This window comes from Comamonas sp. MYb396, from assembly GCF_037479555.1.
Classification (GTDB): Bacteria; Pseudomonadota; Gammaproteobacteria; order Burkholderiales; family Burkholderiaceae_C; genus Comamonas.
In genome coordinates, this window is the sequence record NZ_JBBGYU010000001.1 from 315,379 (window position 1) to 327,779 (window position 12,401).

Below are 12,401 nucleotides of genomic sequence, written 5' to 3' on the forward strand. Positions count from 1 at the left end.
GCAGCCTGACTAATTGCTCTGAATCCTGTCATTTTCTACCATTTTTTGCACTTTGCTTTATGGGCGCTTGGACAGACACTGGTTGCAGACGCTGCGGCACCGCCTTGGGGCTTGCGCAGCGGGCAGCGATAACGACAAACCAGGAGCCACCACCATGACAAACCACCCCGGCCAAGTTGACTTTCTCAGCACCGATGCCGCCGCCACGCTGGTGCAGCGTGTGGGCCTGACCGAACTGCTGCGCGGCCTGGTCAGCGCACTGGAGCAGGATTTCTCGCGCTGGCAAGACTTTGACAAGACTGCGCGCCTGGCCCAGCACACCCCAGACGGCGTGATGGAGCTGATGCCCGTGGCCGATGCCAGCCACTTCGCGTTCAAGTATGTCAATGGCCACCCCAAGAACCCGCAGCTGGGCATTCCGTCGATCATGGCCTTTGGCGCGCTGATGCGGGCCGACACCGGCGCGCCCATTTTGCTCAGCGAACTGACTTTGACGACCGCCTTGCGCACTGCCGCCACCTCGGTAATGGCCGCCAAGCTGCTGGCGCGGCGCAGCAGCCGAACCATGGCGCTGATCGGCAATGGCTCGCAGAGCGAGTTCCAAGCCTTGGCCTTTGTAGGCCTGCTGGGCATCCAGTGCCTGCGCCTGTTTGACATTGACCCTGCCGCCACCGACAAGCTCATCCACAACCTCAGGACGCAGCTCCCCGGCGTGCAGCTGCAGCGCTGCACGAGCGCGGCCGAGGCGGTGCAAGGGGCCGATATCGTCACCACGGTCACGGCCGACAAGGCCAATTCGACCATCGTCAGCCGCGCGATGGTGCAGCCCGGCATGCACTTGAACGCGGTCGGCGGCGACTGCCCCGGAAAAACCGAGCTGGATGCGGCAATCCTGCCCGACGCCCAGGTCTTCGTTGAATTTGCGCCGCAAAGCCGCATCGAAGGCGAGATCCAGCATATGCCCGAGGACTTTGCCGTAACCGAGCTGTGGCAGGTGCTGCGCGGCGAGCAAGCGGGCCGCCAGCACGAGGACGAAATAACAGTATTCGACTCGGTCGGCTTTGCGCTGGAGGACTACACCGCGCTGCGCTATATGCATGCGCTGGCCCGCGAGCACCAGCTGTTGCAACCGCTGGCGCTGCTGCCACAATTGCGCAATCCCAAAAACCTGTTTGAGCTGCTGCTGCCGCCCGCCCGCCCCAACGACCCCGCCCAAGCCCACCGCCATGCCATCCCTGCCTGACCTGAGCGCCGCGCCGCTGCACACCCCTGCCACCCCCATCAGCCTGATCGGCGTGCCCACCGACATCGGTGCCGGGCGCCTGGGCGCCGCGATGGGGCCCGATGCCTTGCGCGTGGCGCAGCTGGGGCCCGCCTTGACGGAGCTGGGTTGCGAGGTGCGCGACCTGGGCAACCTGGCGGGCCCGGCCAACCAGCGCAAGCCGCGCGATGCCGGGCATGGCGATCTGCGCAACTTTGCCGAAGCCGTTGCCTGGAACCAGGCGGTGCATGATGCCGTGCACGGGCAGCTGGCGGCAGGCCGCATGCCCTTGATGCTGGGCGGCGACCACAGCCTGGCGGTCGGCTCGATCAGCGCCGTGGCGCACCACTGCCGCGACACCGGCAAGCGCCTCTTTGTGCTCTGGCTCGATGCCCATGCGGACTTCAACACGCCCGAGACTTCTCCCTCGGGCAATATCCATGGCATTCCGGTGGCCTGCCTCTCGGGCCTGGGCCCGCGCGAACTCACCCACCTGGCCGGTTTTGCACCGGCGCTGGGCCCGCAGTCGCTGTGCCAGATCGGGCTGCGCAGTGTCGATGCGCAGGAAAAGCATTTGATCAAGACCCACAACATCGATGTGTTCGACATGCGCGCCATCGATGAGCTGGGCATGCGCGAAACCATGCTGCGCGCGCTGGCGCCGCTGGCCGGCTGTGACCCGAGCCAGACCCATCTGCACCTGAGCTTTGATGTGGATTTTCTCGACCCCGAGATTGCCCCCGGCACCGGCACCACCGTGCGCGGTGGCCCCAACTACCGCGAAGCGCAGCTGTGCATGGAGATGATTGCCGACACCGGCCTTCTGGGCTCCATCGATATCGTCGAGCTCAACCCGGCGCTCGACCTGCGCAACCAGACTGCAGAGCTGGTGGTGGACTTGGTGCAGAGCCTGTTTGGCAAAAGCACCCTGGTCAAGGATGTGCGCGGCTGAGCACTGACGGCGCGGGCCTCTGCCCGCGCATGCCGCCTGATCAGCGCGAACGCTTGTAGGCATTGTCTGACGGCCATGGCTTGGGAAGCAATGCTGTAATGGCCCCTGTCTGCCTTCTCTTGCGCCCGTCCGCTCCGCGCGCCTGCGGTGTGTGTGGTTTTTCTCAATCACCGCGTTGCGGATATTCAATCGGCGCAAGCGTGCTGGGCAGACCCAAGGCGTTCATAATAAAAAACCATGGAAACCGTTATATTCATCGGAATTTCCTTCTTTCGGATACCCGCGCGGTATCTGGCGTCCCGTCAGCTTGAACCGGAGAACCCCACATGACCACAGAATCCAAGTGCCCCTTTCACAGCGCTACTGCACGCAACAGCGAGACGGCTGCCCAAGGCAATGGGACGACCAGCCAAAGCTGGTGGCCCAACCAGCTGCGTGTGGACCTGCTCAGCCAGCACCACCCCGCCAACAACCCATTGGGCGCAGACTTCCGCTACGCCGACGAATTCAAGAAGCTCGATTACGAAGCCGTCAAGCGCGACCTGCGCGCCGTCATGACCGACTCGCAGGACTGGTGGCCGGCCGACTTTGGCCACTATGGCCCGCAGTTCATCCGCATGGCCTGGCATGCCGCTGGCACCTACCGCGTGCAGGATGGCCGGGGCGGCGCAGGCCGCGCGCAGCAGCGCTTTGCACCGCTCAACAGCTGGCCGGACAACGTCAATATCGACAAGTCGCGCCGCCTGCTGTGGCCCATCAAGCAAAAATACGGCAACCAACTCTCCTGGGGCGATCTGATGATCCTGTGCGGCAACGTCGCGCTGGAAACCATGGGCTTTCGCACCTTCGGTTTTGCCGGTGGCCGCGTCGACACCTGGGCACCCGACCAGGATGTGTACTGGGGCGCCGAGAAGGAATGGCTGGCCACCAGCGACAAGGCCAACAGCCGCTACAGCGGTGAGCGCGACCTGGAAAACCCGCTCGCTGCCGTGCAGATGGGCCTGATCTATGTGAACCCCGAAGGCCCGGACGGCAATGGCGACCCGATCTCGGCGGCACGCGACATCCGCGAGACCTTTGCCCGTATGGCGATGGACGATGAAGAAACCGTGGCCCTGATCGCCGGCGGCCACACCTTTGGCAAGACCCATGGCGCTGGGGAAGCGAGCCATGTGGGCGCCGAGCCCGAGGCCGATGGCATCGAAGCCCAGGGCCTGGGCTGGACCAGCAGCTTTGGCTCCGGCTCGGGGCGCGATGCGATCACCTCGGGCCTCGAAGTGACCTGGACGCAGACCCCCGCACAGTGGAGCAATTTCTTCTTCGAGAACCTGTTCAAGTACGAATGGGTGCAGGAGAAAAGCCCTGCCGGCGCGATCCAATGGGTGGCCAAGGATGCGCCCGATGTCATCCCCGATGCGCATGGCGGCCCGAACAAAAAGCCCACCATGCTGACCACCGACCTGTCGCTGCGCCAGGACCCGGCTTATGAAAAGATCTCGCGCCGTTTTCTGGAAAATCCCCAGGCCTTTGCCGAAGCCTTTGCCCGCGCCTGGTTCAAGCTGACCCACCGCGACATGGGCCCGCGCAGCCGCTACCTGGGCCCGGAAGTGCCAAAGGAAGAGCTGGTCTGGCAAGACCCGATCCCTGCAGTCAACCACCCGCTGGTCAATGCCGATGATGTGGCCAGCCTCAAGGCGCAGGTGCTGGCATCGGGCCTGACGGTGCAGGAGCTGGTGGGCACGGCCTGGGCCTCGGCCTCCACCTACCGCGGCTCGGACATGCGCGGCGGCGCCAATGGTGCCCGCATCCGCCTGGCCCCGCAAAAGGACTGGGAGGTGAACCAACCCGAGCAACTGGCCAAGGTGCTGGGCGTGCTCGAAGGCATTCAGCGCAGCTTCAACAAGGCCGCCGATGGCGACAAGCGCATCTCGCTGGCCGACCTGATCGTGCTGGCGGGCAATGCCGGCGTCGAAAAGGCCGCTGCCGATGCCGGTGTGCCCGCCACCGTGCCCTTCCATGCTGGCCGCAGCGATGCCACGGCCGAGCAAACCGATGCCGCATCCTTCCAATACCTGGAGCCCAAGGCAGACGGTTTCCGCAACCACCTGCAAGGCCGCTTTGCCGCGCCGGCCGAGGCGCTGCTGATCGACAAGGCCCAGCTGCTGACCTTGACCGCGCCGGAGCTCACGGTGCTGGTCGGCGGGCTGCGCGCCATCAACATCAACACCGCAGGCAACCAGCAAGGCGTGCTGACGGCCAAGCCCGGCACCTTGAGCAATGACTTCTTTGTGCACCTGCTGGACATGGGCACGCAGTGGAAGCCTCAGGACGACGGCAGCTTTGTCGGCGTGGACCGCAAGAGCGGTGCCCAGCGCTGGACGGCCAGCCGCGCCGACCTGGTCTTTGGCTCCAACGCCATCCTGCGCGCCGTGGCCGAGGTCTATGCCCAGACCGGCGCCAAGGAAAAAATGGTCAAGGACTTTGTCGCCGCCTGGACCAAGGTGATGGAGCTGGACCGCTTTGACCTGAAGTAAGCCTCCCTGCCCCACCCGAAGGCGCCCGCCCATCCCTGCCGCAGGGATGGGCGGGCATTTTTCATGGTGGGCTCGCCTTGGCCGCTGCAGCGCCCAGCCATTTGCCGCTGGGCCAGCCGCCCGAGGCAACGGCCGCCGCCAGAATCTCGCGCAGCACCGCCAAGGTGGCGCGCACCGGCCTGGTCATGCTGCGGTTGGCCGCGTAGGCCAGCGCAATTACCCGCTTGAGCTCGGGCTCGGTCAAGGGCGCGCCCTCCAGCCTGCCGGCTGCCAGGTCGCTGACCACCGCAATCGGCGGCAAGATGGTGTAGCCCAGGCCATCAATCACCACGCTGCGCTGCACTGGCAGCGCATCGGTCTCCACGCAGATGTTGAGCTGCAGGTTCTCCAGCGCGCAGGCATGCTCGACCAGCAGGCGAATGCCATGCGGGTTGCTGGGCAGCACCAGCGCCCGGCCCGCCATATCGGCCATGCGCACGGCCGTGGCACCAGCCATGCCGCAGCCCTTGGGGCCCAGACCCCACAGCTCCTCTTCGATGAGCGGCTCCAGCACCAGATCGGGCTGCTTCTCGGCCGCGTACAGCAAGGCCACATCGACCTGGCCGCTCGCCAGCCAGGGCCTGAGCGTGCCGGCATAGGCGACCGTCAGGCGCAGCTTGATGCCCGGGTAGCGGCTGCCCAGCGCGGCGACCAGCGCGCTGGAGACCACATCGCAGGTGCTGGGCAAGAGGCCAATGGTGACCAAGCCCGTCACCTCTTCTTGCGTGCCAGCCAGCTGCAGCCGCGCCTTTTCCAGCTCGCCAAAGGCGCGGCGCGCGTAGCCCGCCAGCTCCTGGCCCTGCTCGGTCAGCACCATGCCATGGCGCTCGCGCTCAAACAGCGCGCAGCCCAGGTCTTCCTCCAGCAGCTTCAGCTGGCGCGACACCGCCGGCTGCACCACATGCAGCAGCTCCGATGCGCGGGTCACGCTGCCGGTGTCGGCCACGGTCAAAAAGGCCTTGAGTTGCTTGAAATCCATGCTGCAGCCTCGATCAGATTGCGTGATAGTGATATCAGAAATGGTGATTATTCAAATCACATCATCACATTTTATGATGCCTTCACTGGTTCACAAAACGGAAAGCAGATGAACGCCAACCCCAACCCACCACCCTGGCAAAAAGACATTTTTCAGGCCCTCAAGGATGCCGGCGTGCAGCAAGTGGCCTATGTGCCCGATGCCGGCCACGCCTATGTCATCAAGAGCGCGATCGCCGATCCCGAGATCACCGATGTGGCACTGACCACCGAAGAAGAAGGCGTGGCCGTGGCCGCTGGCGCCTGGCTGGGCGGCCAGCGCGCGGTGCTGCTGATGCAAAGCAGCGGTGTCGGCAACTGCATCAACATGTTCTCGCTGCTCAGCGCCGCCGACATCCCCTTTGTCACCATCGTCACGATGCGCGGCGAGTACGCCGAGTTCAACCCCTGGCAAGCGCCGATGGGCCGGGCCACGCAGGCGGCGATGGAGCTGATGGGCATCCATGTGATGCGCGTGCGCCGCCCCGAAGATGCGCAAGAGGTCGTTAGCGCGGCGCTTGATGGCGCCTTCATGGCCGGCGCCCGCATCGCCGTGCTGATTGGCCAGGACGTGATCGGCCGCAAGAAATGGGAGAGAAAGTAATGCAGACCCGCGAGAATTCCGCCGCCATGGACCGCCGCCTGTTTGTGGCGCGCCTGCTGGCCAAGGCCCCCGATGCACTGGTCGTCACCGGCCTGGGCTCGGCCTCCTACGATGTGTTTGCCGCCGGTGACCGCGACCACAACTACTACCTCTGGGGCGCGATGGGTGGGGCCTCGTCGGTGGCGCTGGGCATTGCGCTGGCCCAGCCCACACGCCCGGTGGTGGTCATCACCGGCGACGGCGAGCAGATGATGGGCATTGGCAGCCTGGCCACGATTGCCGCCAAGTCGCCCGCCAACCTCAGCATCGTGGTGCTGGACAACGGCCACTACGGCGAGACCGGCATGCAAAAAAGCCATAGCAGCCTGGGCACCGACCTGGTGGCCGTGGCGCGCGGCTTTGGCATTGCCGAGGTGCAGCAGCTGCGCACCTTGGACGAAGCCGACGCGCTGGCCGCGCATATCAACGCCCGCAAGGCCACCACCTTTGTGCAGGCGCTGATCCATGCCGATGAGCCGCCCCGCGCCCTGCCGCCGCGCGATGGCCCTTTTATCAAGAACCGCTTTCGCAGCGCGCTGGGCCTGCAGCCGTTCTAGCCTTTGGCAGGGATGCCGGCCGGCGTCCCTTCTCAGCACTATCCATCTCTCTCCAGCACTAGCCAGCGCCGCCCCAAGCTGCCCGCAGCCCTCGAACGCCCTTTGCCATGAAACGCTACTCCCTTCAGATTGCCGGCCAAGCCCAGCCCCCCGCCAACGGCCAATGGATTGCCAGCCTCAACCCCTACACAGGCGAGGCCTGGGCCGAAATACCCGATGGCAGCGCCGCCGATGTGGAGGCGGCCGTGCAGGCGGCGCACACCGCGTTCAGCAGTGGTGCCTGGCCGCAGCTGAGCGCGACCGAGCGCGGCGCACTGCTGCGCAAGCTCGCCAGCTTGATCGAGCGCGATGCCGAGAAGCTCGCCCGCACCGAAGTGATGGACAACGGCAAGCTGTTCGCCGAGATGCGCGGCCAGCTGCAGTACATCCCGCAGTGGTTCCACTACTACGGCGGCCTGGCCGACAAGGTGCAAGGGGCCACCTTGCCGCTGGACAAGAAAGGCTATTTCGCCTTTACCCGCCATGAGCCGCTGGGCGTGGTGGCCGCGATCACGCCCTGGAACTCCCCGCTATTCCTGCTCGCCTGGAAGATTGCGCCGGCGCTAGCAGCCGGTTGCACCGTGGTGGTCAAGCCCTCGGAGTTCACCTCGGCCTCGACCCTGGAGTTTGCCGAGCTGTTCAACGAGGCAGGCTTTCCGCCCGGCGTGTTCAATGTGGTCACCGGCTATGGCGCGCAGGTCGGCAGCGCCCTGGTGGCGCACCCACTGGTCGCCAAGGTCAGTTTCACCGGCTCCGATGTGACGGGCCGCGCCATCAACCAGGCAGCCGCCGGCCAGCTCAAGCACGCCTCGATGGAGCTGGGCGGCAAATCGCCCAACATCGTGTTTGCCGATGCCGACCTGGAGCAGGCCATGTATGGCGCCATCTCGGGCATCTTTGCCGCCACGGGCCAGACCTGCATTGCCGGCTCGCGCCTGCTGGTTCAGCGTAGCATCCACGATGCCTTTGTCGAGCGCCTGGTGGCCTTTGCCGCCACCGCCCGCATGGGCGACCCGATGAGCCTGGAGACCCAGGTGGGACCGGTCACCACCCTGCCCCAGTACGAGAAAGTGCTGTCCTATATCGACATTGCCAAGGCCGAAGGGGCCCGGGTGGTGCTGGGCGGCGCCAAGGCCACGCGCGCCGAATGCGGCAAGGGCTGGTTCATCGAGCCCACCATCCTCACTGGCGTACACAACGGCATGCGCATTGCGCAGGAAGAGGTGTTTGGCCCGGTGCTGTCGGTGATCCCCTTTGACGACGAGGCCGATGCGCTGCGCATTGCCAACGATGTGCGCTTTGGCCTGGCCGCAGCCGTCTGGACCAGCGATATCGGCCGCGCGCTGCGCATGTCCGAGCGCCTGCAGGCGGGCACCGTCTGGATCAACACCTACCGGGCCGTCAGCTTTATGGCGCCCTTTGGCGGCTACAAGGATTCGGGCCTGGGCCGCGAAAACGGCCAGAGCGCGATCTATGAATACCTGCAGACCAAGTCAGTCTGGATCAACAGCGGAGCGACCACCAGCAACCCCTTTGTACTGCGTTAGTTCCCGCGCCTAGCAGGTGACACAGAGCACCGCAGGCCCTTCGTCCAACAGCTCTAGGAGACAAAACCATGAGAAAAGCACAAGGACCCCTGACCGCCGCCGCCCTGGCGGTGGCCGCCCTGCTCGCCAGCGGCGCCCAGGCCGCACCCGACAAGGTCAAGATCGCCTTCATCACCGACATGTCGGGTCTGTATTCGGATTTTGACGGGCCCGGTGGCCTGGACGCGATCCGCATGGCCGTGGCCGATTTTGGCGGCGAGGTGCTGGGGCGCAAGATCGAGATCATCTCAGCAGACCACCAGAACAAGGCCGACATCGCCGCATCGAAGGCGCGCCAATGGTGGGACAACGACAATGTGGATCTGATCATCGGCGGCTCGAACTCGGCCGTGTCGCTGGCGATCAGCAACCTGTCCAAGGACAAGAAAAAAGTCTTCATCAGCGCCGGCGCCGGTGCCGATTCGCTGACCGAAGAGGCCTGCCAGCCCTATATGGTGCGCTACACCTATTCCACCTCGGCCCAGGCACGCGGCACGGCCGCTGCACTGGTGGGCCAGGGCTACAAGGACTGGTACTTCCTCACCTCGGACTACGCCTTTGGCCACTCGATGGAGCAGGCCGCGATCAATGTCGTCAAGCAAACCGGCGGCAATGTGGTGGGCGCGATCCGCCATCCGCTCAGCACCTCCGATTTCTCGTCCTATGTGATGAAGGCGCAAAGCTCGGGCGCCAAGGTGATGGGCCTGGCCAATGGCGGCGGCGACACCATCAACGCCATCAAGACCGCCAAGGAGTTTGGCATCGACAAGAAGATGAATGTGGCCGCGCTGATGGCCTTCATCACCGACATCCACAGCCTGGGCCTGGGCACCACCGGCGGCATGTACCTGACCGAAGGCTGGTACTGGGACATGAGCGATGCCTCGCGCGCATTCTCGCAGCGCTTCTACGACAAGAACAAGAAGATGCCCACCACCTTCCAGGCGGGCGACTACTCGGCCACCACCACCTACTTGAAAGCCGTGCAAAAGGCGGGCAGCACCGAGCCCGACCAGGTGATGGCCGCGCTCAAGTCGCTGCCCATCGACGATATGTTTGCCAAGGGCTACATCCGTGCCGATGGCGCCATGGTGCATGACATGTACCTGATGCAGGTGAAAAAGCCGGCCGAATCGACCAAGCCCTGGGACTACTACAAGGTGGTCAGCACCATCCCGGGCGACAAGGCCTACGCACCATCGAAGGAAGGTGCCTGCCCGCTGCTCAAGCCTGCGGCCTGAAGCCCGGCTCCCGCTTTCCGACTGACTGCGCTGCGCGCCCACCATGCGCGCAGCGCCACCTATTGCCTTGAGAGTGAGACATGAACGAGAACCTGATCAATGGCCAGTGGCTGGCGGGCGCGAGCACCATCCAGAGCTGGAACCCCTCCGACACGCGGGACCTGGTGGGCGAGTATGCGGCGGCCGACGCCCAGCAGATGCAGCAGGCCGTGGCCGCTGCGCGCGCCGCCTTTGGGCGCTGGCAGCACACCACGACGCAGATGCGCTCGGACTTTTTGCAGCGCGTGGCCAACCAGATGATGGCGCAAAAGGACAGCCTGGGCCTGCTGGTCTCGCGCGAAGCGGGCAAGACCTTGGCCGAAGGCCTGGGCGAGGTGGTGCGCGCGGCGCAGATCTTCCAGTTCTTTGCCGGCGAATGCCTGCGCTATGGCGGCGAGAGCCTGCCGTCGGTGCGGCCGGACATCGGCGTGCAGATCAGCCGCCATGCGCTGGGCGTCGTGAGCCTGATCACGCCCTGGAACTTTCCGATCGCCATCCCCGCCTGGAAGATTGCCCCGGCGCTGGCCTTTGGCAACACCGTGGTGCTCAAGCCCTCGGAATACACGCCTGGCGTAGCCCATGCGCTCTTTCGCATTCTGGATGAGCAAGGCCTGCTGCCGGGCGTGGCCAACCTGGTCAACGGCAGCGGCAAGCATGCGGCGCAAGGCTTGCTCAGCGGCGTCGATGCGGTGTCCTTCACCGGCAGCGTGCATGTAGGCCAGAGCATTGCGCAGACCGCCATCGGCGAGATGATCCGCCTGCAGCTGGAGATGGGCGGCAAGAACCCGCTGGTGGTGCTCGATGACGCCGACCTGGATGTGGCGGTGGAATGCGCACTCAACGGCGCCTTCTTCTCGGCCGGCCAGCGCTGCACAGCATCGAGCCGCCTGATCGTCACCGAACGGATCCATGACCGCTTTGTCGAGGCGCTGACGGCGCGCATGCGTGCCATGGTCGTCGGCAACAGCCTGGACAAGGCCACGCAGATCGGCCCGGTCATCAACCAATCGCAGTTCGACAAGATCCAGCACTACCTGGACCTGGGCAAGCGCGAAGGCGCCGAGCTGGTCGAAGGCGGCACGCCGGTGCAGGCGGCGACCCCGGGCTACTTTGTGCGGCCCGCCCTGCTCACCGCAACCCACAACGCCATGCGCATCAACCAGGAAGAGATTTTTGGCCCGGTCGCCAGCGTCATCAAGGTGGCCGACTACGACGAGGCACTGGCCACCGCCAACGACACGCGCTTTGGCCTCTCGGCCGGCATCTGCACCACCTCGCTGCGCGCAGCCAACCACTTCCGCCTGCATGTGCGCAGCGGGCTGGCCATGGTCAACCTGCCCACCGCCGGGCTGGACTACCACGTGCCCTTTGGCGGCACGCGCGCCTCCAGCTACGGGCCGCGCGAGCAAGGGCGCTACGCAGTCGATTTCTACACCAGCACCAAGACGGCCTACATCGCGTACTGAGCCCTCTTTCCATTCCCCATCCCACTTAGAACATTTCGCAGGAGACCTTCAGCATGACAGACAGCATCGGTTTTATCGGCCTGGGACGCATGGGCCGTTCCATGGCCGCCAATTTGCAGAAAAAAGGCTTCAGCCTGTTGGTGGCCGACCTCAACCCCGAGGCCGTGCAGGCCCTGGTAGCACTGGGCGCGGAGGCCGCCACGGTGCCAGAGATTGCACGCCGCTGCTCGGTGGTCATCACCATGCTGCCGTCCTCGGTCGAGGTTGAGCAAATCGCCCAGGGCGCCGATGGCATCTTTGCCAATGCGCTGCCAGGCACCATTCTGCTGGACATGAGCACCATTGACCCGCTCGCCACCGACCGGCTCAGCAAAGCAGCCGCCGGCCGCCAGATGACCGTGGTGGACGCGCCCGTGGGGCGCCTGGCCGAGCATGCCGACCGGGGTGAGAGCCTGTTCATGGTGGGCGCGAGCGAGGCCGATTTTGCGAAGGTCAAGCCCCTGCTCGATGCCATGGGCACCACCACCTACCACTGCGGCCCGGTCGGCGCGGGCGGGCGCACCAAGCTGGTCAACAACTATGTGGCCATCACCTTGTGCCAGGTCAATGCCGAGGCGCTGGCCCTGTCGCAGCGCTTTGGGCTCGATATCAGCAAGACCCTGCAGGTGCTGTTGGGCACCTCGGCCAACAATGGCCAGCTGCGCATGAACTTTCCCAACAAGGTGCTGGCTGGCGACACCTCGCCGGGCTTTACCATCGATCTGGCGCACAAGGATTTGTCGCTGGTCATCAGCGCCGCACATGCCGCGCGCGTGCCGATGCCCGTCGCCGCTGCCGTGCATGAATCCTTCAGCCTGGCGCGTGCCAGCCAGTTTGGCGGCATTGATTTCTCGGGCATCGCCGATGTGGTCTGTGAGCTGGCCAAGATCGAGCGGCCCCGCGTGCCCAAGGGCTGGAAGCCCAGCTGATCTCCCAGTGCTGGCACGCCACCCAGGAGGAAACGCCCCCAGGGGCGCTTTCTGCATCT

10 protein-coding genes are annotated in these 12,401 nt (G+C 65.2%); 9 read left to right on the plus strand and 1 reads right to left on the minus strand.

The features are described from left to right. The first annotated feature begins 154 nt into the window (after nt 1-154). The 3 genes from WH265_RS01585 (at nt 155) to katG (ending at nt 4,747) form a co-directional block, all read left to right on the plus strand. Entirely contained in the window at nt 155-1,243 is a 1,089-nt protein-coding gene (locus WH265_RS01585; protein ID WP_339557107.1) for an ornithine cyclodeaminase, read from the plus strand. Then, nucleotides 1,227-2,213, plus strand: coding sequence for an arginase (gene rocF, locus WH265_RS01590; protein ID WP_339557108.1), 987 nt, complete (start codon nt 1,227-1,229; stop codon nt 2,211-2,213). The genes WH265_RS01585 and rocF overlap by 17 nt, the downstream gene beginning before the upstream one ends. Nucleotides 2,214-2,539: 326 nt before the next feature. Further along, the gene (gene katG, locus WH265_RS01595; RefSeq protein ID WP_339557109.1) at nt 2,540-4,747 is read left to right on the plus strand and encodes a catalase/peroxidase HPI; all 2,208 of its coding nucleotides are present in this window, start codon (nt 2,540-2,542) and stop codon (nt 4,745-4,747) included. Between the two features lie 61 nt (nt 4,748-4,808). Here katG and WH265_RS01600 read toward each other — a convergent pair whose 3' ends face one another. Further along, nucleotides 4,809-5,765: a LysR family transcriptional regulator gene (locus tag WH265_RS01600; RefSeq protein WP_339557110.1), complete on the minus strand. Its 957-nt coding sequence runs from the start codon at nt 5,763-5,765 to the stop codon at nt 4,809-4,811. Nucleotides 5,766-5,873: 108 nt separating this feature from the next. Between WH265_RS01600 and WH265_RS01605 the strand changes: the two genes are divergently transcribed. The 6 genes from WH265_RS01605 (at nt 5,874) to WH265_RS01630 (ending at nt 12,342) form a co-directional block, all read left to right on the plus strand. Next, complete coding sequence (locus WH265_RS01605) at nt 5,874-6,407, plus strand: phosphonopyruvate decarboxylase (RefSeq protein WP_339557111.1); 534 nt, start codon at nt 5,874-5,876, stop codon at nt 6,405-6,407. After that, nucleotides 6,407-7,003 carry a thiamine pyrophosphate-dependent enzyme gene (locus WH265_RS01610; RefSeq protein ID WP_339557112.1) on the plus strand — a complete coding sequence of 199 codons (597 nt, stop codon included), beginning with the start codon at nt 6,407-6,409 and terminating at the stop codon, nt 7,001-7,003. The genes WH265_RS01605 and WH265_RS01610 overlap by 1 nt, the downstream gene beginning before the upstream one ends. A 107-nt stretch (nt 7,004-7,110) precedes the next feature. Further along, nucleotides 7,111-8,589 (plus strand): aldehyde dehydrogenase, encoded by a 1,479-nt coding sequence (locus WH265_RS01615; protein WP_339557113.1) that lies wholly within the window; start codon nt 7,111-7,113, stop codon nt 8,587-8,589. Nucleotides 8,590-8,657: 68 nt separating this feature from the next. Then, entirely contained in the window at nt 8,658-9,869 is a 1,212-nt protein-coding gene (locus WH265_RS01620; RefSeq protein WP_021025879.1) for an ABC transporter substrate-binding protein, read from the plus strand. Between the two features lie 80 nt (nt 9,870-9,949). Next, entirely contained in the window at nt 9,950-11,374 is a 1,425-nt protein-coding gene (locus tag WH265_RS01625) for an aldehyde dehydrogenase family protein (RefSeq protein ID WP_339537148.1), read from the plus strand. A gap of 53 nt (nt 11,375-11,427) precedes the next feature. Beyond that, complete coding sequence (locus WH265_RS01630; RefSeq protein WP_021025881.1) at nt 11,428-12,342, plus strand: NAD(P)-dependent oxidoreductase; 915 nt, start codon at nt 11,428-11,430, stop codon at nt 12,340-12,342. The last annotated feature ends 59 nt before the right edge of the window (nt 12,343-12,401 follow it).